This is a genomic window from Aquidulcibacter sp., assembly GCF_049239865.1.
In the GTDB taxonomy this organism is placed as follows: Bacteria; Pseudomonadota; Alphaproteobacteria; order Caulobacterales; family Aquidulcibacteraceae; genus Aquidulcibacter.
In genome coordinates, this window is the sequence record NZ_JBMLTR010000096.1 from 1 (window position 1) to 21,779 (window position 21,779).

Sequence of the window (21,779 nt, forward strand, 5' to 3'; positions counted from 1 at the left end):
CACCTAGCGCCAGAAAGTGATTTCGACGGCTTATCATCCGTAAGAACTCCAGGATCGTTTCTCGGGTAGGTTTTGAACGTGGCAGTCGCTCGGTTTCCGTCGTCAGGCATTGGCCGATTGTTGTGGCGAGTGACTTGGCCGCCAGTTCAATGTGTCTGGCTGGGGATGGCATTGTCTAGGCCTGCTTCTCGGCAAGTGGTTTAACACCCTAAACCAAACTGGATCAGCAATTTGTGGTAATCCATACCATTACGACGAGTTCACATTTTCTTGTTGGCTCAGATAGACCAAGTGCCTGTCATAAATCAGTTATGAGGTGTACTTTGAACCATCAAGTTAGGGAGATGTTGACGATGCGATTATCTTCAATTCGCCGTATTGCCGTACGCGCAGAACGTCCGCTGCTGCCGAGCGATGAGGTCGCGGTCAGGCTGGCGTGCAGCCTCGCTGCAAGGGTAGGGGCAAGTGTTCATGCCCTAGCTTACCCAACCAATGTCCTTTCATCCCAAGTCGGCTCTGGCGATGGCTCTCTGACTGCTGCCAAAGCGGAACTTGAAAGATGGGCGCAAGAGGCAGGTGCGCCGATCGCTGTCCACGATCGGACAAACTTCGCAGAAGGTATTGGAGAGACTTTCGCGACGCTCTTGCAACTGAGCGATCTTGGTATCCTTGGCGTTCCAGCTCAGCAATCTGCGGGCTTCCGTATGATTGCAAGCACTGCCATCTTTAATGGCGGACCCGTTCTCTTCGTTCCGGAAAGTCACACAAAAGCTCAAACGCTCTCGAGGATTTTGGTAGGTTGGAAGCCAGGTGCCGCGGCATCAAGAGCGCTCAAAGCTGCGATTGCCCTAGCTGAGGCCGATTGTGAAATCATTGTTGCCCAAGTCGAAGAACCCGACATTTCGCGCGTTGATGAGTCTGGGATCGAAGCGACCCACTTTGTTGCTGCCCATGGCATATCCGCACGATTTGAGGCCATCTCTGCGCAGGGTCTAAATGCTCACGCCGCTTTGGTCGCTGCTACCAAAGCGTTTGAGGCAGATGTATTAGCAACCGGGGCAATTCGTCATGGACCAATCCACCAGTCGTTGTTTGGAAGTGTAACGCGAGACTTGCTTGAGGATGGCTTTAGGATTCCAACGCTTTTGACGGGATAAGTTGCCGCGATAACGGCGTGATCCCAGCAGCTGTCGGGTTAGCGCTATAAGGGCCGGCTTGAATTGCGCTTGCTGGAAATCCGGAAACTGGGACCTAGGCCAAGGCAATTCCGGCCTGGGCGATGGCAAGACTTGGCTTGGGAGCGTCCGTAAACGTCGATGCGTTTATGCTAAATCTCCTCAGCCATCCAACGAGGATTATGTCAAAAATGCCAATTAAGAATGGTTCAAGTTTCAGGTGGCAGAGCAGCACGCGGGTCCAATTTTCGGCACCACAAATGTCCGCTTTCGGGGATTGCTAAACCACCACCAAGTGACCACCTCTGGCGCAAAGCAGACCCGCGGCTTTCCTGAAAAATTGGTCTCAGAACCCCGGCGAAGTTTCAGCTGATCTCTTTCTGTCTGGGCGTTTGGATTTTGTGCATGGAGTATCAGCACTAGAAAAGGTCGGCACCGGGGGATGCGGAAACGAATAATGTTTCGGCCGGCTGCGAGTAACAGCGCTTGCAACGTGGCGGAATTCGCCCATAACTTTACCTGCTGTACTTTGAAAAGCATATCGCTGATCGGCTCGGCGCGTAGCAAAATATCGTCTGACGACGGACAAAGCGGGAAGTGGGAATGGTCGATATCATCAAACGTACGACCCTGATGGTGCGCGACGCAGAACGGGCCGCTCAGTGGTATGAAACTGTTTTTGGGATGAGCCGATGGATGGATGTGCCTTTCACTTTGTCAGGCACTCAGCTGGCTGCCGGCAAAAAAGGTGATCAGACGCGATTGGTGATCCTTAAATGCGACCATGATATGATTGGGATGATTGGCCTTCTGGAATGGCTGGACCCTAAGCAGGATGCGCCCGCCGAATTGCCGACAAAAATTGGCTTCGGCGCGCCAATTTTTGTTGTCGCGGCCAAGGATTGCAGGACATCTGTCGAGAGCGCGCGCGCCTTAGGATCGTTCATTTATTGCGAGCCTTGTGATTCAACGGTCACCGGTGCGGATGGAAACGAAAAGCAACTAATCGCAGCCAGTTTCTTTGACCTAGACGGTTACTTCTTTGAAGTGAATGAGCACATTAAATGAGAGAAATCGACGCCTTTGATGCTTTAGCGGCTGGCAAGTCCATCCATGACGACGCTAATTTCAGCTGGCGCGTGGCGCGGCATCCGAGGGGCAATGTCACACCAGATGACTTCAACTGGGCGCAGGGCGCGATTCCCGAGCCAGAACCAGGGCAGGTCTTGCTTAAGACACACTACCTTGGCCTTGCGCCGGTTATGCGCATGTACATGATGGGCGGCAGCCCGTCGGGCGAAGTGCCGCTCGGGATCGGCGATGTCATCCATGGCCGTGGGGTCGCCCAGATTATCAAGTCGCGCAATCCCAATTGGCGCGAAGGTGACCTCGTACAGGGCCAGATGGGTTGGCAGACTTACAAAGTCTCTGCCATGACCCCGCAAGAAAAATTCTTCCCAATGCCAAAAAATGGCCTGCCAGCAGCGCTAGGGTCAGGCGTCCTAGGGATGACGGGGCTCTCCGCCTATGCGGGCCTGTTTCCAACTGGCGATCCGCGAAAAGGCGACCTCATGGTCTTATCAGGTGCTGCCGGTGGTGTTGGTTCAATGGTCAGCCAGATCGCAGCCAATGTGGTTGGTTGCGATGTCGTTGGCATTGCTGGTGGGGCGGACAAATGCGCTTTTGTGCGCAATCATGGCTGCTCTGCAGCAATCGATTATAAGAATGAAAATCTGGTCGAGCGGCTCGATGCGCTTAGGCCGGATGGCATTGATCTGTATTTTGACAACGTCGGCGGAGAAACTTTGGAAGCCTGTATGGAGCGCCTACGGATGCATGCGCGCGTGGTTTTGTGCGGTTCGATCAGCGAGTATGCACGCACGGATCCCTTCGCTTTGGCCAATTATACAAGACTTCGAAGAACCGATAGCCGCATGCAGGGCTTCTTTGTTTACAATCACATTCACCGCTGGGACGCTGTCATGTCCGATCTGGCGGGCTGGATCCGCGAAGGCAAGCTGAAGCCGGTTCAAGACATCATCACGGGGTTCGAAAACATGCCCAAGGCCTTGGCCCAACTTTACTATGGTCAAAACGTGGGTGTGCAATGCTGTTCGGTTCGCGGCGAACCAAAGGATTGGCGATGACGGGTCTTCGTTTCCAGCGCGGGAATTATGTTGTCGCCGACTTGGATCGGGCGTTGACCTTCTATCAGGATGTTCTGGGCTTTCAGGTGACCTACATCCTGCCCCCCAATCCAACGAGCTATTCCTATTCGGTGTTCGCTATTCCGCCCGAAGCCGTGATGCGCTTTTGTGTGCTTTCAACACAAACGCAAGTGCGCGTTATGGCGCTAACAGAGGTCGCCAACCTATCCTTGTCTGCAGTCCCCTACCCTCGCCGGTCTGCAATTGTCCTAGAGATTGACGAGCTTGATGCAGCAATTGCTGGCGCGCTCGCTTTAGGTCTGACCGTCTATGATGAGGAAGTTTTGCACACCAACGATGGGCGCATCGGCCGCGAAATCGGGATTGTCGACTTTGACGATAATCTGGTGGTGCTCTACAAAATTCTAGGAGAAGCATGATGGGGGATCGTTATCCAACAGCGCGGGCAGGCTGGACGCTCACCGTCATGCTGACCATTGCTTACATTTTCTCTTATCTAGATCGAAATATTCTTGGCTTGTTGATTGGTCCGATCAAGCAAGATCTGGGTTTGCGAGATGATCAGTTAGGCTATGTCATTGGCCCAGCTTTCGCGATTTTCTACGCGACTATGGGCCTTCCTTTTGGCTGGCTGGCAGATCGCGTCAAACGAACCCGTTTGGTCTCAGCCGGTATTGCCTTTTGGTCGTTGGCAACCGCTGTGACCGGCTTCGTGACCGGCTTCTGGCAATTGTTCGCTGCCCGAATGGCCGTCGGGATTGGTGAAGCGGTATTGAGCCCATCAGCCATGTCGCTCATCGGTGACAGCTTTCCTGAAGAAAAGCGCGCCCGACCCGTTGCTTTCTATTCTGCTGCGCTCTCGCTAGCGGTTGGTTTAAGTGCCATCGCGACCTGGGGCATTATCAGCTGGGCCAAAGGCTCTGCCACTATTGCCGTGCCACTACTCGGCGACCTAAAGCCGTGGCAATTTTCCTTCGTTGCAGTCGGTCTACCAGGATTGTTGATCGCACTGATATTCCTGCTTCTGCCCGAACCACCGCGTCAGCCAGCCGTCAAAGGCGAGGAAGGTAATGGTGTGCGCGACGCTGCACGCCTGATCGGCGGGAATTGGCAAGCCTATTTGGGTGTGATTTTGTTGGTTTGCGTCATGACGACAGTGACATATGGCCAAGGTAGTTTTGGTCCTGCTGCGTTTAACCGTGCCTATGGTTGGCCGACAGAAATTTATGCGCTTTACAATGGTATCGGCACGATGATCGTTGGACCCGGGTCACTTGTTTTGACCAGTTGGCTGATTATGCGGATGCAGGCCAAAGGCATGTCTGATGCCCCCTATCAGGTTAGCATGTGGGCCTTTATTTTGATGGTTGTGCTGTGCACTCTGCCGTTTCTCGTAAACATGCCTGTGGCCACCTTGGCGCTGAACATTCTAAGTACCATTCCCCTGTCGATGCTAACTGCTGGGGCGATGCTGGCGCTGCTGGCAATCACGCCATCATCGGTGCGCGGCCAAGTGGTGGCGCTTTATTATGTTGCGATCAATATCACGGGCTTGTTCCTTGGACCTACAACGGTGGGCTGGCTATCGACCAACCTGTTCGGCGAAGCCAACTTACGTTGGGCGATTGCGATATTGCCGGTCATCTTTGGCGTTATTCCTCTGATTCTGCTGCCAGCGATTGGTCGAGCCTATCGCTTACGCCTTGCTGCGCTGGAGCCTACCAGCACATAGGCTTTAAACTTGAGTGCCAGACTGGACAGATGTCGGTGATCAGGGGCGGCCGGCCGGCCAAATAAATCGCCCATCTCGAAGCCCACCCAGCCCCGAGAGTGAATCAAATATTTGTCCATTGGCGAACCCTTTAATAGGTCCTGAGCCTAGGTTAAGCCTTCTTTCAATGCTTCAATGAACACCATCACCCTTGGTTGTTTCCGGCCGTGGCGGGTTGTTAGGGCTACGATTTGGGAAGCTGGCAATTGCCATTCTGAACATACACGCCTCCAGCCTTGTGGGGCAGCAAAATCAGGCAAGAGAGCATAGCCTTTGCAGGCTTCAGCCGCCTGAATAACTGGAGCTACATCATTTGACCTAAGTCGAAGCGAGATCGGAACCAAAGTCTCTGTACTGTCGCGGATAAAAGTCAGCGTCTGCAGGATTGGCCCTCGGGTTGCGCCAAAAATCTCCTGTCCTGTTAATTCGCTTGGATCTTTTGCGATTGGACCCGGATGGGATGGCGCAACGTAAAAACCCAGACGAATAAGTCGCAGTGGATCGACCCAGGCTTGCGAATGGTTGGGGAAGTCTTGGCGAACCTACCAGGTCAACAGAACTGAGTTCATTTCTTTGGGCGCTCAACCCAGTCAATCGGTGGTGGTGCAGTCCTGCAGGACTGCACCCTAAACACGATAACCCGATGCCCCTTCAGGAGAACGTCCGCTTTTGAGAATCTGGAAACCCGCCTTCAGCGACCTAAACTGCCGCATTAGGAACTAACAGATTTCGGCCGAACTTGGCCGAAAGAAGGCTGGCCGGTTTGGAATCTTGACGAAGCTCGCGTGCGCGTTGTTGGGCTTACGGAGAAGGCGCCAAAGATCTTAAGCTCTCTTCGAGAACTGAAGCACATTTTGGCGTTAGCCAGCTTGTCGGCAAAGCAGCGAAGCAAAAGGAAAGCCATTAGGCTCCACGAGGTCGATCTTGAATTCTAAATGAAGGCTTTTTGCTGTGGGAAATCATTCCCGATCTTTTGCTGAAAGCTAAGATCAGCACCGAGACTTCAATCACCCAACTCTGTCTCGATTGCGGTCAGTAGTAAGTCGACCCCCGTCCCGTCAAAAGTTCCATGCGAAGTCAGCATTTCGCCGACTACTTGTGCAATAAGCGCGCGAATCCATCGGAAGGCTTGATCAGGCGAACATCCTTCAGCAACCAGAAGTCCAATGCAGTATTTAGCTGAAACTTGCATATTCGGGCCGAGCACTGGTTGCTCGAAAAGGCGGGTCACCCACGGGTGGGCTTTCAGTATCTCCGCCAAAACATACGCAATCGAACGAAGTGCCACGATTGCAGACTGTTGTCGGGTCGTGGCCACCATAACGTCCAGCAAAAGCGTATCGGGGATTCGGGCAAGTAGCGCGTCTTTGTCTTTGAAATGACGGTAAAGCGCCATCGGCGTCACACCTAGCCGATCAGCAACTGCGCGCATGGTGCAACCGCCAATTCCGTTGCTGTCAGCACATAGGATTGCAGCAGCAAGAATGTGCTCCTCACTTAGTACAGAAGGTCTGCCTCGGTTTTCGGTCATGGTCGTGCTTTACAGAGTTAGTCATTTAGTATATGTTGTATACAAATAATTGGCGAGGTTTTTATCCATGGTTCGCGGTACTTTTGTCTCCCTCTCGCTAGCGATCGGCATTGCAGCATGTAGTTTCTTTGGCCCAAGCGGGGCGGCTCCTGTCAGTGCGAGTTTTAAACCTACTCGATGTTTTTCGGCTCCGGGTTTGGTTGAGGGCTCCACCATGCGCTGCGGTACCGTGCAGGTACCGATGGTCAGTGGAGGCAAGGGCGTTGTGACGCTGTTTGTTACCATAGTCGGAAGCAACTCCAAAGGTGCCAAGCAGGCTGTCTTTCATCTTCCCGGTGGGCCCGGTGCCTCGGCCGAGTCATACGCACCAATCCTTGCAACAACTTACTTGCCCCTGAGTGAGGCCGTCGGCAAGCCCATCATTTTTGTGGATCAGCGCGGCACCGGTCGTAGCAAACCTTTCCTCGAATGCAGTGATATAGCTGTTCCGGCCAAATGCAGCGCGGCTTGGGCTGCCGCCAAAATCGATCCGCTTGCCTTCACCACCCCAAATGCCGCCGACGATCTTGCTGCTATCGCGGGTGCCCTTGGCCTCTCGTCGATCGATGTATGGGGCGCAAGCTATGGAAGTAGGCTCGCTTTAGAGACGGCCCGCCGTCACGCGAACTTAGTCCGCTCCTTAGTTATTGAATCGGTCGATACCGCAGACAGTCAGCTCGACGATGCTCAAGATATTCTCGCGGCTCTAACGCGTGTTGGTTCTGAGTGTGCCAGCAATGCTGCCTGTAATGGCGTTATTCCTGACTTGGTAGCCACCACCGAAGCCACCGCAAAGACACTTGCCACCACCCCACTGGTTACCCAGTTGGGGATCATCGATACAAACATGTTCCTTTCGGACGTTTCATCGCTGATGGAGTGGTCTCGAGGTATCTCATTTGTCCCTGCCTATGTTGCTTCGGTTCGCGACCGAGATGCTGCAGCAGCTGAGGCGTTTCGGGGCGTGATTTTGTCCTTGCCCTTCCCCGGCGGGCAGTTCTCGGAAGCGATGAATAGGCTGGTTAATTGCACGGACATTGGGCCGTTTAATGCCACCGCCGCAATGGGTCGCAACGCTGCGTCCACTGAAAATTTGCTTAGCCAAGCGCGTCGAGCCCAGACGATAGAGCAGTATGTTAAGCCGTGCGCGGGATGGCCGGTTGATCCGACAATGACAAACCAGCCGGTACTTAGCGATGTGCCAACCCTCGTGCTAACTGGGGCGATAGATAGCAACACCCCATTAGAAAATGCGCAATTCGCAGCTTCTCATCTCACCAATTCAACGATTGTAACCTTCCCTTCGACCGGCCACTTTGCGGTTCATCAGGGCGGCAACCCATGCGGTGAATCGATTTTGGCTGCGTTCTTTCTGGAGCCGGCAGCATCGGTGAAAACAAAATGTGTTGGGAAAGAAAAGCCAATTGAAAAGTTGCCCTTGCCGCTTGATGCAAATTTCCAGTCGGCCTTTATTACCTCGTTGGGGTTCTCGGCTGATGTCCCTGAGGGTTGGATAACTCTGGACCATGCTACTTGGAGGACTGCTGGAGGCGTAGTCGTTTTTGCGCGGGCACCTGGGCGTATCAAGGACGCCATTGCTGCCGTTGCCAGTCAAGTCGGCTTAGAAACTGTCGCACCAAAGCAAGAGATGATTGGCAATCTGACGTGGACACAAGTCAGCGGACCCGACACAAACCTACTATTCTATCAAGCAAAGAACTCAGTGGTTGTGCTCGTTGTTGGATTGAGCAATGGCGGTGATGTCAGCACCTTTGCAAAGCGGATTGCACGCTCCATCACCTCACCGTGAGGGCCGGCTAGAAGTGCGCAGACTGCCTTAGGGACAGTAAACATTCGGCAGTAATGAACCCAGTGTCGCCTATCCAAGCCGGAAACAATCCGTTTCCTGTCGGTGATATTGAATCCAGAATGACGAGGGTAGAAGGGAGCCTGCAGTCGAGCCAACGCTCTGACCCTGTCATTGACTGCCCGGCAATTACTGGTCGGGAATGTGATTTGTGTTACCTTGAACCAGCGTCGAAGAAAAAGATAGTTTAAGATCAATCACGTCATGACAGTCGAACAAGCAAATCGCGCGCTGCGCCCAGTGGTAATTCTTTGGGCCTTCCTTGGCCTCTTGGGCATCCCTCTGGCGGTATTTTTTGATTTTCTAGGTGGCTGGCGCTGGCCACCCTATAATGCAATCTATGATCAAATGATCGTAAGTGTGTATTTTGCGCTCGGCATTTGCGCTGTACGCGCCATTAAAAACCCTATTGGACACAGCAGTTTCCTTTGGTTCGTCGCGATCTCGAGTTTCACTCACGGTGCTGTCATGTTGTTTCATGCCTTGCATGATCAGACGCACCTCAGCCATCTATTTGGCGACGTTTGGATCTTGGCTGGCGGCATTTCCCTGGTTTGGCCTTTGTGGCGGGCTAGGCGCGCCGATGATGGAATTTGAGGACCTGACATAGTCACTGCTGGTTGGCGCGCGTGCCCTCATAGGTTTACGCCGCGCGGGAGCCATGGCCACTTGGGGTTGGACGAGCTAGAGAGACTCGCTCGTTTCATCGCTCTTTGTTTACTGCCGCACTGGGACAGACACGCAACTCCGCTATCAGACGGTCAAGCTGTGCTGAAAGTGCAGCCTTAGCGCCCTCATAGTCGGCGTTCCATGAGGGTATGTCCCAGGATCGTGCACCTCTTAACTCGGGGGCTTGGACGGCTTTATCAAAAGCGATGACGATGTCGGCCGTCGCAACGTCGGCCTTGGAAAGGCGCAGCGCTGGTTGCCTACCTAGATATAATCCGTCAGCCTTAAGGTTTGCCGCGAGGGCGGCAGAAACATGGTCCTCGGGATGTATGCCACGCGAACTCACGCGGACCTGAACGCCGGCTTCAGTAGCGCGACGCTTAAGGGTCTCACTCGCGATGGAGCTCTTTACAGTTCCTGCCTGGCAGACGAACAGCACGCTGATCGGGGCACAGGGTGCATCCTGCGCGCTGGCCATTGTGGGGACCAGCAGGAGGCCGAGGCCTAAGGTGCGGCGGGTAAGGATGTGATGTGCTGTCAATGAACGAGCCATAGCGCTCACTCCAAGGGGAGTTGCGCGGTCGTTGGGCCGAAGCCTGTCCGGGACACCGCTTTATCCCGACATGCTATGATTAATGGAAAGCAGGTATGGGCACAAGCGGCGCTCGGCAAACGAAAGTTCGAATGCGGCAGAGTAGGCCAATGTCTACATTTGAACTTTACTTCCCCTGAAGCCAATGACATCCGTGGCGGATGGGGGACTGACGGGTTTAAGACAAAACTAGCCGAATGCGGATGATCTGGTTTCTAGGATGTGGAAGTCGAACACGGACAATCCCAAGCGACCACATTCTCCGAAAGAAAAAGGCTTCTGAGAGCATACTTGTTGCGCGCTGCTGATCCATTCAAATGTTTATCTTGATCGAGTATAACTTACGAGTAGCATTGCATCTGCACCGTGAAAATTTTAGAAAAAAGGTAAACAACTCATCATTCGCAGGCACGGTGGATAATTCTGAGAATTTTATAAAATACCCTTTAAGAACAGCATCTAATCATTCTGATTGTTGTCTGTTACCTATTTACTGACAAATACCACAGATAATCACAGTTTTCTTTAACTTGCGGGTAATAGTGACCCTATTTCTCAATGGACCGCTTAGAGCCGGTTGGTAACGTTACCCAGCGTTCACTATGGATACGCCGTGCTTGAAGTGGGCGAGTGCTTAGTAGCAATGGTTGGAAATGCTCAGTGTAAACACAAATCAAGGTGCCATGCGCAAATCTGCAACCAAAGAATGTAACGACGCCCGGAGTTGGAGTGGTTGTTTTTCGCTGTTTCGTGCTGCGCAAATACACGCTTCCCGAGCAAAATCTCGTCTTTATACAAATTTTATTGAATTGCTTAGGCCTATTTTCACCGACTGTTACTAATGAGAAAGTTCTGCTTTTCGCCTAAGTGCGTGGTTGGAAAAGGCTGGACTATGTCAGGGTTACGTAACTTAGCTGCTCTCGCGACTTCGGCGTCTACTAGTCGGGTGCTTAATTTAAATCTGGTCGCAAAGCGCTACCCAGACGATCCGATGCGCAAAAAGGCTCCGCTTTTTACGGATGCTCTCTTAAACCGATCAATCCTAGTCAAGCACCGACTACGACGCGATGAGGTTTACCTTCTGCCAACTTCAACCACTGTCGCGACGAAAATTATTTTCCCACTCGATTTTGACAATCTGGAATTGGGTGGGCGGTCCATTTTTGTGAACCAAAAAGGGTTCCGACAAGCGATTTGCGATGTGGTTGGCGATCGTGAACTAGAACTCGAGAAAGACTTTCTGGTCTTAAGCCTGCTGAACGAGCTACCCTCACTCGATCCGTTTTTGGTGCGGGAACAATTGCGTCGGAACAATCACAAACCTGCGGAATGCTATTTCTCAATATCTCCCGCTGACACCAGTCGCATGCAAAACTTTACCAGCGCTGAGATGGCCCCCCTCATTCGTATGGCTTTTGGCTCCACAAGGGGAAATGCCAGCGGCAGCGGTGGCATGGTTGGCAAGTTGGCCGACGCGCTTCTGTCTGCAAATGCTGATTCACTCCTCGACCCATTGCGAGAGACGTTGGGGCTACAAGGTGACCAGTTCACCCAAGGCATCTTCAGCTGGAAGGGCTTCATCTACTACAAATGGCAATTCTCAGAAATGATCCAAAGCCTGATCCGCGTGACGCAGGAAATGGATCAGATGAAACCGTCAGGACGAAATGATGCTGCCACGCGCGAGGAAATCCGCGTGCTGAAGACTTCCATACGTAACCGGATCCGGGACGCCGCCCGCAATTGTAGCAAGGTTCTCGCGCTCTATGACGATGCGTTCGCCGATCTTGTCCATCGTGGCAACACCGCAGCCTTTCGCAGGTTCCTTCTGGAAGCCCCGATTTTCTTCTTGGATCTCGGTCACTCGATGGGCATGATTTCGCACATATCCTCCTTTTGGGTCTATCGTTTCAAAGGCGGTTCCACAGAGTTGCCGACTTCGGAAGAATTCCGCGACATTCTAAGCGAATTTGAGATGGGGCTTGCGCCCCGCCAATCCTATTCCCAGCCTTGGTAGTTTGGCACTTTACCGCTTTATTGGGCTTCAGGCATTGGCATCATAAGCTGCTAGGGAGGATAAAGTGCCCGCCTTCTTTGCCTCAACTAAATGTCTGGCTTCGAAACGCCGCAGGACCGCATTAAGCGGCAGCTGTTGGCGCATCTCGGACAGGCTGCTCTTTGGCAGAACTTGGCCGAAAGGGGATGGTCTGCTTTGGGGGCCGGAATCAAGGAATGCTGACGTTTGAGGAATGGAAGGCCAATTGCAGTCATCGAGGACGATTGCAGCTTTCGAGTGAATTTGTGTGCTGTTTGAGAGCATAGCTCGGATGGCCTAGTTCAAACGTCTCCTGGTCATTTCAAAGAGGGTTGTTGCAGAGTTTGTGAGACCCGTTTACCTTCTAAAAATGGGACTTTTCGATTTCTTTAGGCGGTGGAGCGCCAAGTTTTCTCAACCGTCGGCTCAAACCCCTCAAATGAGCCGGATCGAATATCTTCTGCACACCAAGCATGATCAGCTTGAAGCGCCCAAGGAAGCATTTGGTGGCAAAAGCTTTCTTCAGATCGTCGAAGATCAAATCAAGAGGGATGAATTAGATCTGGCAATTTGGAACATCTCCAATCAGGTGAAAGACTGCTTTGAGCTCGCTAACCTTTACTGGGGTCAAGGTGATCTTGAGCGGGCCAAAGCGTATCTGGAGCAAACTCTAGAACGTCACAATAGGCTTTCGAAAGCCTGTGCTGAGCATAATCTCGTCATGCAGCCTTACCTTGGGATCGAGTGCGCTAAGTCTGCGGCCTGCTTGCTTGGAATTGATACAGGAAGTTTTGCTGAGATAAAGATGCCTGAAGTCGGGTATGAGCCATGGTTCAAGAATGTTCTGCTTAATCACTGCCTTGATGAAAGTGATTTCGATGTCGCTGAGTGGAGCGATAGTTCGGACGCTTGGGCTAGAAGACGGTTCCCAAAGTATCGGCTGGAGGAATTCTCGTTTTACGTAAAGGCTCTTACCGGGGCATATGCCTCCGCGGAATTGATGCTTAGCGATCACGAAAAGATGTTTACGAGTCGGTCTAAGCGAAAGCCCGATTCAGACATGCTGGACGGCTATGATGACAATGAACTCATCATTGATTTTGTATTCGCGGCGATTCTCAAGCGCATCGGATGGGAAGGGACCTATCGGCACAGTTGGCCAAACTCGAGCGCAGTTGGTTCAACACCACTTACTGTGAGGCAACCAGACCGCTACCTTGGTATAATCGCAGCGCCGCCACCGTCGCCTAACTCGGACACTGGCATAATTGAGGACGAGCAAGCTGCGAGACGATTCGTAGATATTCATGTTGAGAATCAGTGTGATGAAGAAGGCGACTTACTCGATGCTCGCCGCCCTGAAAAAGAACGCAGCAAAGTCGCTCAAACCTTGAAGGAGTTGGGTTGGACGGGGGACTCTACGACCCTCGCCTTGATGCAGGCCTACAGAGTCAGCTTCATTCTGAACGATAGTACCCATTTATGCCTCTGCGACCCGGTGGATGCGTCATTGCTCAAGTTAGGCGTTTGGACAAAGCTTCTGCACGACGAATTTGGCTTGCATCCAGATTTTATCGCGATTGCTGGCAGTGAGAATAAGTCCGATTATCGAGACCCTCAGGGGGCTTGGTTTGTTTATTGGAAGAAAAACCGAAAAATATATGCTGTCCAGCGAGACGAATGGGATAGGCCTGAAGTTGCAACCCAGAATGCTCGATTGGGCATCAATTTTTGGCCGTCATATTCCAGTTTTGTGGCTTGGTGGGTTTCAGAGCACCTTAAAAGTCGAACCTAGCAATGCGCTTCGCACCATAAGGTGCATTCCATCAATGGACCGCACCAAGGTCAAGCAATCCCTGAACTCGTTCATGTGGGGGCTTAGCCAAATGACTCGGAACGGTTCAATGCGGCGCTCCGCTTGCCTTGAAGCCATCCGACAATTGTCTCTGCGCAAGCTGGGGAGTCAAGAGGCGCGCCTTCGGCGCGTCGGCGGAGCCGATTTCACCCCTTGACGCCCCATCTTGCGCGCTCAAACTCGAGCTAAGCCATTGCTTAGGCATAGCCTGCAGCAAGGGCTGCCTAAGTGAAAAGAACTATACCCAAGACTACTTCTCACAGGGTGGTGCAGTTCCTTGGGACTGCAACCTAAAATAATCATACACAAAAATTACTGGTTAAGCGCTTCTCGCGCCAGTTCGATAGCAACTTGTAGCTCCTTTTCCGCCAACCTTGGCCCAATCGCGCGTCGAAAATCATCTACAGAATAGACGATAACCGCGGTTGGCGCTTTCGAGCCATCAGATCGATCCAGTTCAAACGCAACGACGGATTTATCATCCACGAGAACTCTAAAGATGTCTGATGTCTGTTCAGGGGTGTCGGATAAGACAAAAAACACGGAACCGAAATCCACTATACTCTTTGTGGCTGAATAAATGCGAGTCGACCGCTCTCCGGTCTCCGGTCGCAGACGCGCTGCGCTGACTTGCTGTCTCAGTTTCTGTTCTAATGCCTTGCGGTTCATTTAATTCAACCTTCTCGGAAGGGTCGTTACCAGCCTTGCGTACGAATTGCCAAGTGCCATCAAAGAGGAGACCGCAATAACAGCCATGAAATCATGCAGCGCCGGCAAGTCTTATCATCAATTTGTAGCATCCCTACATCGGTTGAATGGCCCCCAGTCATGGTCCTACTTAATGTCCGCTTTCAAGCAACCACCAACTCGCCCCAAGTGGCAACCCTTGGCGCAAAGCAGACTAGCCGCATTTCCGCAGAACTTGGCCGAGTGCGGAGGGTCTTGTTTCTAGGTGGTCATCAATTTTGGCCATGCGAAAGGACTCCGCCTATCGCAAAATCTTCCAAAAGGGAGGTTTCCAAAGAGCCTCAGCCTTGAGATGCCCTTCGATAGCGAGCTTGAGCAAAACCATCGGAATTAGCTATCAGATCGCCGGATATATGACGCAGGCCTGCAGCCGTCATCATGTGTAGGGCAGTTCCAGCGGGGCCTTGGACGCGCGCGAGAAAGCCGTCAGCTTCGCGGGTTAGTTCAACATGCACATCGCCGACTGGGGTTGGAAAAACGCCCGACGCGTGATCGAGATTTGCCAAGTTCGGCGCGACACCAATACTGAGATAACCCGGCGACAATGGATGAACGCCCAGCACTCTGCGACTTAATTGCCAAGTAGGCGAGGCAGAGAAGGCGTGGCAAAGACTAGCCGTTGGTTCAAAGCTCTCCCATAAAGTGGTAGCGCCGCGCGCGAGCATCGGACCAAAGCGCGCGCGCATCAGCTCGATCGCTGCGCCCAATTCGCCGCGCTCGGCCAAAGCCTCATAGACGAAGTGACTGTAGAAGGTATTGGCAAGGACCACACCACTCTCGGGGTCCAAGGTTTCGCCGCTATTGGCTATGGGCGGTGCGGCGGTGAAGGTGAGACGCGCCGCATCTGTAATACGCGCGATCGCAGAGGCCGCGCGGCTGTCGGGCATCTCGCCCCACAGCATGAGAGCTGCATTGGCATGTTGGGATACACGCAATTCCTGTTTTCCAGTTGCAGGGTCAAGGACGTCCACATAGACCCCGCGCCGCTCATCCCAATGGAGATCGTGCAATGCTGTTTGTGCCTTGAGCGCGCGGGCTCGATATGCAGCAGCGGCCCGACCCATGTCGCAGGCTTCACACAACGCGGCGGCGACTTTCCAAGCGCCGACCAATTGGGCATTCAAGGCAGCGGCAAAGCCATGGCGACCAACACCTGCCCAGTCCATGAAATGCCAATAGGGCATATTTGGTATAAGCCCATTGTCGGCCAATAGTCGCTCAAACCATGCCAAAGCCTTTTGGATCGAAGGCAAAATGGTCTCGATCGTCGCTAAATCACCGCTGTGCTGATAATGATCTCCCGCATTCAATATCCACTGCAATGTCCAATCCGGGATCAAAAGTCGATCTGTATGATGGTCGCCGGGGGCAAACATTTGTGTCAGCCCGTCTGGTCGCTGGCTTTCCGCCGCTTGGCATAAGAACTTCGCGTTTAGTGGCACGATACTTGGCCCAAACGCCGCCCAACCGACAAGATTTTCAACGGTTGCGTCCCCCAGCCATTGGCGCTGCTCCCGGCTTGGACAATCCTCCCACCCATCATGCATACACATTTCGAGTGTATAGGCCCCTGTGGCCCAAAGCTGATTGAGAAAGGGATCGGAGCAAGTGAAACTGCCGCGTTTGTCGACTGGATAGTTCTCGGTTTTGGCACCAAGGCCCGTTAATGTTACACCGTCAGGGGCATTGCGAATAACAACTTGCATCCATCGGATCGCACACCATTCAAACCGCTCGAAGATTTGCTCGCCAGGACGGGCAATATAGCGACAAATATGAGCATCGAGCCCAAGTAGCGGTGTCCGCGTAAGTCGCACATCTGCCGTTAGCCCAGCAGGGTCCCATTCACCGGGCAAATGCTCCGAGCAGGCAATTTCGATCATTTCGCCGCCCTTGGCGATCATTGAGACGCGCGGGCGTCCTGTGATGATGCGACCAAAATCCAGCAGAAAGGAGACATCTTGCTCTGACGTCGTCTTGATTGTGACATTGGTCTGCTCTGGCTTCAAAAGCCCTTTTGGATCAGAAACTGCGTCTTCAGCGCCAACCAGCAACGCTTCCTCATAGAGACGGCGCTCAATCGGTAGACTGGGATCAGGACGTTGCCCCTTGATCCAAACAACGCGTTTTGCGCCTTCCAAACCATAGCGCATCGGTGGAATACCGCGCGGCACAAGGGTCGGGAAAGGTTTGACTTCCAAACCGCCAAAGAAAGCCTCTGGTCCACCCCCTCCGGCCTGCAGGATTTGAGCCTCGTCCCATGCGGCATCATCAAAGTCCGGCTCCAACCAACTATCCGGCAACAGATTGGCATCAAGGCTTTCGATAAAGCCGAGGCCATGATTGATGCGCGGCGTTGCTTGCTCCCAAGCATGAGTTTCAATACAGCGCCATGCGCGATCGCTTATCAAGCGTTGTGACTCAGATTGTGTCGTAATCTGTCCATCAACCCAAAGGCCACCTTCGCCAAACACAGGATTCCACATACCTTTGACGCCTTCGTAAAAGGCGGTGTCGACGCCATAGGTATGGATCAGAACACAGATTGCGTTCACGCCAATTTGCAGATGGGAATCGATTGACCAGGTATCATAGCGCTGGAATAAGGGGCTGCACCGAACCGGTCCGCGGCCAATCTCACTGCCATTGACGAATGCCACATAACGTCCGTCAACTGTGATCGAGAGCTCGGCCTTGGTCGGCACATCCGACAGGGTCACCACCCGACGAAACAGAAACCACCGATTGGGCTTTTCTTTGCGCGCGCCGCGGCCGCGCGGGTCGGCTAATTGACCTCTAGGATCAATAGGCTGTCGTGGCGACCAAATGAAGGGGGCAGGCGGATTCAAACGCATTGTTAAACGTCCCCGTTTCGAACCTCAAAAACATCAAAAAGCGAAACAGCCGCCTTAGACAGACACTGACATACCCGCAGTCGTCAGCCTCCTCAATGTCCACTTTTGAGAAGCCCCGCACCTGTCCGAAATGGGAACAACTGGCTTAGAGCAGATACGCCGCCTCAGTTAAGCCAAGGCGGCTGATGCATTTGTTCAGCCAAACATGACTTACTGCCTTGGATCTAATGGCAGCTAAGTCGGCTAAGTCGGCTAAGTCAGAGTACAGCAGAGTACAGCAGAGTGAGTTGGATTTGAGGTAGAATTGCAAGATATAAGAGGGCGACTTGTCTGTGCTTTCAGTGTGTTGTTTTGGTTGCTATTTTTGCAAGTCATGTTGGCGGGGTCATAACTTGCAGTGTGTCGTGGCATGTAAGTCGTTTTAAGTCGTCGCTTTAGCCACCCAAACGGGACATTTGGGGGCGGCTTTTTGGCTCGCGCAGCGATGATTTCCTGATCGGGAAAGATACGACTGATCGCGATTCAGTCCATTTCGGCCAAGCTATCTGCGCCGTGGCTAAAGCGATTAGACAGAGAGCGCTTCGCTCAATCACCCCCTAGGACGCCTAGGAATAGCTTTATTACGGCGCTTTGCTTACTCTGAAGCTACCCGACAACGGTATAACCCCAAAGTTGGCCCCTAAGTGGTCAAGCTTCAATGCGTTTCGATCCGCAGAGATCGAAGTTGCGCGTTGATTAAAAAGTGGCTTGGTCGGCTGGCCGGCCTTGCCCCTTGACCGCCAGCTTTGAGGTACTCTCGAAAGCGATGTGAGGCGCTGCGGAGATTAGCGGCTTTAATCTCCGCATATTCTGCGGATATTATATTGCACATGCGGAGATTGTCAGCCATAATCTCCGCAGGAGATAGGGAGACTATGGCTTATATTCATGTGCAGGAGACATGGCCAAGCTTCACTTGGCAAGACCAAGAATTGGCTGCAAGTCTCGCCCATGTGCGTCACCGGCAGGGTCGTTTGATTGGTCGGATGGAGGGACTGGGTTTCTCGCTTCGCAGCGAAGCCCTCCTGCAAACCTTGACGGCCGATGTCACTCAATCAAGCGAAATCGAAGGCGAGATCCTTGATAAGGGTCAAGTTCGCTCCTCCATCGCACGGCGATTAGGCATGGAAATAGCGGGCCTCGTCCCCGCCGAGCGGCATGTCGAAGGTGTTGTAGAAATGATGCTCGACGCCACCCAAAACTATGAAAGGCCTTTGACTGAAGATCGTTTGCTTGGATGGCACGCAAGCCTCTTCCCGACAGGCCGCAGTGGCATGAGCAAGATAGTTGTTGGCAACTGGCGCACCGACCTAACAGGTCCGATGCAAGTTGTTTCAGGTCCAATTGGTCGTGAACGGGTTCATTTTGAAGCGCCTGCCGCATCGCGTCTTAAAAATGAAATGCACCAATTCCTCGATTGGCTCAACGCGGACAAAACGATAGATGGCGTGATCGTAGCCGGCATCGCACATCTTTGGTTTGTTACCATCCACCCATTTGAAGATGGAAACGGACGTATTGCGCGTGCCATCGCTGACCTTGTTTTGGCACGTTCGGAAAATAGTCCACAACGCTTCTATAGCATGTCATCGCAAATTCGAGCCGAACGGAACCGCTATTACGATATGTTAGAGACCACCCAAAAGGGATCTCTTGACATTACACCTTGGCTGCAATGGTTCTTAGGCTGCCTTGATCGCGCGATTGATCAGGCTGACGAGACACTAAGTGCTGTGCTAGCTAAAGCGCGCTTCTGGGAGTCGGTGAACGAACACCCATTAAACGAGCGCCAGCGCCTTGTGCTCAATCGGTTGCTCGATGGATTTGAAGGTAAGCTCACATCGTCAAAGTGGGCGAAGCTTGCCAAATGTTCCCAAGATACCGCATCGCGTGACATTGACGATCTCATCGCCAAACGAGCATTGACACGCGGCCCCAAAGGGGGCCGTAGCACCAGCTATGAACTAATCATTCCAACCTCAGGAATTGCCTAAACCAGTTACCAACTTCGCTGCAACCACGGTGCTAAAGATAGCAAGATTGTCTGGATTGGCACAAAAATTGGCCTCGAATGGCATTCAGATCTGACGGCTTGAGCAGGGAGACAACATAAGCGCGAGGCAATCACAGCGCCAATTCGTGACGTTGGAATGCCGAGCCGGTTGAAAGTTTATAAGTTAAATCACAAGAAGCTTGAATTGTACGAACATCACTTTCCAAGTTTGGCCTAGGGTCTGCTTTGCGCCAAACTAGGTCAATAACGGACAGCTAACCCAATCCCGAAAGCGGACAGACCAAGTAGGAGGGGCCGAGTAGGAGGCACGGAACACTACAAAGATTTCATGCTAGGCCGCTGAGCGGATGCTTGAAGCCAATTTGCCCTTTGGGTAATGACGACGCATGAAGTTCAAACTCGCCCCATCAAATTCCGAGCAATTGAGTTGGCCAAAATTCTTGGCTTTTTCAACAATCTGTATTGCAATCGTCATCGCACTTTTAAATCCAAGTTCGACCCAAGAACTCTCGATCGCGCAGCGGGCCGTATTTTGGCTGATCCAGGTAAGCGCACTTTTGATGCTGATGCAGACGATGCAATTGGGGCTACAAAAGTTTAACCCGGTCTTTAAGTGGCCACTTATCGCTCAATTGGCACTTTCAGGCTTTCTCGGAGCCGCGCTATTTGTTCCGATTGGAATATGGCTTGATAGACTTTTGGGACTAGATGAAACCACGGTCAATCTTCCACGAACCTGGTACCTAGTGTTCTTGGAAGAACTTGCCTTTGTTGCGCCGCCGGCGCTGTCAGCTTGGTTGGGTCTCAATGCCATTCGCTTCCGACGCGCTATTGGCCTGTTCCAAGCCCATGGCAAGCCAGAAGCCAAGACCAATGAATCTGGCACCCAAGATACAAGCTCACCGGACAATCAAACCGAAGGCCATGAGAGTAGGCCGGGATCCGTGAGGCTGCCGTTCGTTGCGTCACTGCCGCCGCCCCTCGGCACCGATCTTGTCGCTTTATCTGCCGAGCTTCATTATACGCGAGTCTACACGAAAGTCGGCCAAGCATTGATATTTTACCCCTTTGGCCGCGCTGTTGAGGAACTGAAAGAGGCTGGCTACCCAGGCGTTCAAGTACATCGATCTCATTGGGTTGCACAAAATCATATATTGCAGAAGAAACGCCTCAATTCTCGTGGTTTTTTACAAATGGACACCGGCCTTAAAATACCGGTTAGCCGGCGTCGGAAGAATGACCTAACTCAGGTTTTATGAGAGTAATTGCAATAAACCCTTCTAATCATTTGATATGCTAGACCCACAATTTTATTGCGCACCCAAGCGTTGATCACGTCTGTCTAAACAGGCTTGTCGCACTTTCCTCAGAGCCTGTATTTTACTTCCTATCACGATGGGCCGCCGCTTTGACTGCGGGAGCGCTCAGACCCATCTACCGCGCAGCGTAAACATGAGGTCGGCCAATCAGGAATATTTTTAGCTGACTGCAGATAATCTGTCCGTTCGTGCAGGATAGGCTACCGCTCGTGCAACAGCGCTTTTCCTTCAAGCCACATCAGGTAGTTCCCCGACAGGTCGAGTAATCAGCCCGACCTAAATCTCCCTACGAAACACTCAGAAGGAAAAGAAAATGTTCTACCGCACGTTGGCTGTTGTCGCAGCGCTCTTTGCATTTGGAAATTCAGCAATCGCTCAAACAGCCGATAAAGAGGGTGGTCTCTATGCCAAGGTTTATGGCGGCAGCTCCACCTTGAGTAATACGGACCTACAGATTGGAGGAACCCGCACCAAAGGAAAGTTCGGCGGGGGCGCGCTGGCTGGTGGGGCCATCGGATACGACTATGCTGGGCCTTGGCGGAGCGAGCTTGAGTACACCTACCGATCCAGCTCACTAAACTCCCTTGGAGGGGTTGCCGCAAGCAACAGTGATTACGCCTCAACTTCAATCATGGTGAATGGTCTATACACCTTCAATGAAGCAGGCAGTTTCAAGCCTTATGTTGGCTTAGGCTTCGGTTTGACCCGTGAAGTAGATTTCGATTTGAATGCAGGCCCCACTGCCAACCGTGGCCAATACTCCAGAGCAAGTATGTTTGCTGTTCAGGGTATAGCTGGCGTGGAGTATGAGTTTGCTGAAGATTGGAAAGGATTCGGGGAACTGCGGACATTTTCGGTCAATAGCCCAAGCCTCAGGGGCGGCGGTCGCACACTCAAAGCTGATTATCGAACGACTGACATCGTAATTGGAATCGCCAGGAAATTCTAGCGATACGCTTCGCGGGCCGCATGCCTGCCGGCAGGAATGCGCCACTTCGACATTTGCACCTTCTTCGGTGTTTCTGAAACCGAGACAGCCTTTGCCCTAGGCTAGCCCTTGGCAAAGGCTGTGTTCGATTGCCGGATAAAAATTGTTGGGTCGC

Annotated in this window: 16 protein-coding genes and 1 pseudogene; 12 read left to right on the top strand and 5 right to left on the bottom strand. The window is 52.5% G+C overall.

Features of this window, described 5'->3' with window-relative positions; all coding sequences use genetic code 11:
- The first annotated feature begins 353 nt into the window (after positions 1-353).
- From ACOVRA_RS07060 to ACOVRA_RS07080, 5 genes are all read left to right on the top strand, one after another.
- Positions 354-1,157 carry a hypothetical protein gene (locus ACOVRA_RS07060; protein WP_421719663.1) on the top strand — a complete coding sequence of 268 codons (804 nt, stop codon included), beginning with the start codon at positions 354-356 and terminating at the stop codon, positions 1,155-1,157.
- A 621-nt stretch (positions 1,158-1,778) separates the two neighbouring features.
- The gene (locus tag ACOVRA_RS07065; protein ID WP_421719664.1) at positions 1,779-2,243 is read left to right on the top strand and encodes a VOC family protein; all 465 of its coding nucleotides are present in this window, start codon (positions 1,779-1,781) and stop codon (positions 2,241-2,243) included.
- On the top strand, positions 2,240-3,322 hold the full coding sequence (locus ACOVRA_RS07070) for an NADP-dependent oxidoreductase (protein WP_421719665.1): 1,083 nt from the start codon (positions 2,240-2,242) through the stop codon (positions 3,320-3,322). The genes ACOVRA_RS07065 and ACOVRA_RS07070 overlap by 4 nt, the downstream gene beginning before the upstream one ends.
- Complete coding sequence (locus ACOVRA_RS07075; protein WP_421719666.1) at positions 3,319-3,762, top strand: VOC family protein; 444 nt, start codon at positions 3,319-3,321, stop codon at positions 3,760-3,762. Before ACOVRA_RS07070 ends, ACOVRA_RS07075 begins: the two co-directional genes overlap by 4 nt.
- Entirely contained in the window at positions 3,759-5,075 is a 1,317-nt protein-coding gene (locus tag ACOVRA_RS07080) for an MFS transporter (protein WP_421719667.1), read from the top strand. The genes ACOVRA_RS07075 and ACOVRA_RS07080 overlap by 4 nt, the downstream gene beginning before the upstream one ends.
- A gap of 146 nt (positions 5,076-5,221) precedes the next feature.
- On the opposite strand, the pseudogene ACOVRA_RS07085 reads toward ACOVRA_RS07080, so the two are convergent.
- Together ACOVRA_RS07085 and ACOVRA_RS07090 are read right to left on the bottom strand one after the other, a co-directional pair.
- Positions 5,222-5,629: pseudogene (locus tag ACOVRA_RS07085) on the bottom strand (LysR substrate-binding domain-containing protein); the annotation flags it as partial.
- A gap of 488 nt (positions 5,630-6,117) precedes the next feature.
- Complete coding sequence (locus tag ACOVRA_RS07090) at positions 6,118-6,645, bottom strand: TetR/AcrR family transcriptional regulator (RefSeq protein ID WP_421719668.1); 528 nt, start codon at positions 6,643-6,645, stop codon at positions 6,118-6,120.
- Positions 6,646-6,859: 214 nt separating this feature from the next.
- Here ACOVRA_RS07090 and ACOVRA_RS07095 point away from each other — a divergent pair, with 214 nt between their 5' ends.
- Both ACOVRA_RS07095 and ACOVRA_RS07100 read left to right on the top strand, forming a co-directional pair.
- Complete coding sequence (locus tag ACOVRA_RS07095; RefSeq protein WP_421719669.1) at positions 6,860-8,494, top strand: alpha/beta hydrolase; 1,635 nt, start codon at positions 6,860-6,862, stop codon at positions 8,492-8,494.
- Between the two features lie 261 nt (positions 8,495-8,755).
- On the top strand, positions 8,756-9,148 hold the full coding sequence (locus ACOVRA_RS07100; protein ID WP_421719670.1) for a DUF6632 domain-containing protein: 393 nt from the start codon (positions 8,756-8,758) through the stop codon (positions 9,146-9,148).
- A gap of 106 nt (positions 9,149-9,254) precedes the next feature.
- Here ACOVRA_RS07100 and ACOVRA_RS07105 read toward each other — a convergent pair whose 3' ends face one another.
- Positions 9,255-9,773: a hypothetical protein gene (locus ACOVRA_RS07105; protein ID WP_421719671.1), complete on the bottom strand. Its 519-nt coding sequence runs from the start codon at positions 9,771-9,773 to the stop codon at positions 9,255-9,257.
- Positions 9,774-10,704: 931 nt separating this feature from the next.
- Here ACOVRA_RS07105 and ACOVRA_RS07110 point away from each other — a divergent pair.
- Complete coding sequence (locus tag ACOVRA_RS07110; protein ID WP_421719672.1) at positions 10,705-11,829, top strand: hypothetical protein; 1,125 nt, start codon at positions 10,705-10,707, stop codon at positions 11,827-11,829.
- Between the two features lie 457 nt (positions 11,830-12,286).
- Positions 12,287-13,642, top strand: a complete 1,356-nt coding sequence (locus tag ACOVRA_RS07115) for a tetratricopeptide repeat protein (RefSeq protein WP_421719673.1) — start codon at positions 12,287-12,289, stop codon at positions 13,640-13,642.
- Between the two features lie 372 nt (positions 13,643-14,014).
- Here ACOVRA_RS07115 and ACOVRA_RS07120 read toward each other — a convergent pair whose 3' ends face one another.
- Positions 14,015-14,371: a hypothetical protein gene (locus tag ACOVRA_RS07120; protein WP_421719674.1), complete on the bottom strand. Its 357-nt coding sequence runs from the start codon at positions 14,369-14,371 to the stop codon at positions 14,015-14,017.
- A gap of 359 nt (positions 14,372-14,730) precedes the next feature.
- Complete coding sequence (locus tag ACOVRA_RS07125) at positions 14,731-17,304, bottom strand: alpha-L-rhamnosidase N-terminal domain-containing protein (RefSeq protein ID WP_421719675.1); 2,574 nt, start codon at positions 17,302-17,304, stop codon at positions 14,731-14,733.
- Between the two features lie 914 nt (positions 17,305-18,218).
- Between ACOVRA_RS07125 and ACOVRA_RS07130 the strand changes: the two genes are divergently transcribed.
- The 3 genes from ACOVRA_RS07130 to ACOVRA_RS07140 all read left to right on the top strand — a co-directional run bounded on the left by ACOVRA_RS07130 (position 18,219) and on the right by ACOVRA_RS07140 (position 21,625).
- The gene (locus tag ACOVRA_RS07130) at positions 18,219-19,337 is read left to right on the top strand and encodes a Fic family protein (protein WP_421719676.1); all 1,119 of its coding nucleotides are present in this window, start codon (positions 18,219-18,221) and stop codon (positions 19,335-19,337) included.
- 460 nt (positions 19,338-19,797) lie between these two features.
- Positions 19,798-20,616 (top strand): LytTR family DNA-binding domain-containing protein, encoded by an 819-nt coding sequence (locus ACOVRA_RS07135; protein ID WP_421719677.1) that lies wholly within the window; start codon positions 19,798-19,800, stop codon positions 20,614-20,616.
- A gap of 373 nt (positions 20,617-20,989) precedes the next feature.
- A complete protein-coding gene (locus ACOVRA_RS07140) occupies positions 20,990-21,625 on the top strand; it encodes an outer membrane protein (protein WP_421719678.1) in 636 nt (211 codons plus the stop codon).
- Positions 21,626-21,779 lie beyond the last annotated feature (154 nt).

Bases quoted from the DNA above. Each gene is read 5' to 3' on its own strand.
- ACOVRA_RS07060 (WP_421719663.1), top strand. From the start codon at position 354: ATGCGATTATCTTCAATTCGCCGTATTGCCGTACGCGCAGAACGTCCG.
- ACOVRA_RS07065 (WP_421719664.1), top strand. From the start codon at position 1,779: ATGGTCGATATCATCAAACGTACGACCCTGATGGTGCGCGACGCAGAA.
- ACOVRA_RS07070 (WP_421719665.1), top strand. From the start codon at position 2,240: ATGAGAGAAATCGACGCCTTTGATGCTTTAGCGGCTGGCAAGTCCATC.
- ACOVRA_RS07075 (WP_421719666.1), top strand. From the start codon at position 3,319: ATGACGGGTCTTCGTTTCCAGCGCGGGAATTATGTTGTCGCCGACTTG.
- ACOVRA_RS07080 (WP_421719667.1), top strand. From the start codon at position 3,759: ATGATGGGGGATCGTTATCCAACAGCGCGGGCAGGCTGGACGCTCACC.
- ACOVRA_RS07090 (WP_421719668.1), bottom strand. From the start codon at position 6,645: ATGACCGAAAACCGAGGCAGACCTTCTGTACTAAGTGAGGAGCACATT.
- ACOVRA_RS07095 (WP_421719669.1), top strand. From the start codon at position 6,860: ATGCGCTGCGGTACCGTGCAGGTACCGATGGTCAGTGGAGGCAAGGGC.
- ACOVRA_RS07100 (WP_421719670.1), top strand. From the start codon at position 8,756: ATGACAGTCGAACAAGCAAATCGCGCGCTGCGCCCAGTGGTAATTCTT.
- ACOVRA_RS07105 (WP_421719671.1), bottom strand. From the start codon at position 9,773: ATGGCTCGTTCATTGACAGCACATCACATCCTTACCCGCCGCACCTTA.
- ACOVRA_RS07110 (WP_421719672.1), top strand. From the start codon at position 10,705: ATGTCAGGGTTACGTAACTTAGCTGCTCTCGCGACTTCGGCGTCTACT.
- ACOVRA_RS07115 (WP_421719673.1), top strand. From the start codon at position 12,287: ATGAGCCGGATCGAATATCTTCTGCACACCAAGCATGATCAGCTTGAA.
- ACOVRA_RS07120 (WP_421719674.1), bottom strand. From the start codon at position 14,371: ATGAACCGCAAGGCATTAGAACAGAAACTGAGACAGCAAGTCAGCGCA.
- ACOVRA_RS07125 (WP_421719675.1), bottom strand. From the start codon at position 17,304: ATGCGTTTGAATCCGCCTGCCCCCTTCATTTGGTCGCCACGACAGCCT.
- ACOVRA_RS07130 (WP_421719676.1), top strand. From the start codon at position 18,219: ATGGCTTATATTCATGTGCAGGAGACATGGCCAAGCTTCACTTGGCAA.
- ACOVRA_RS07140 (WP_421719678.1), top strand. From the start codon at position 20,990: ATGTTCTACCGCACGTTGGCTGTTGTCGCAGCGCTCTTTGCATTTGGA.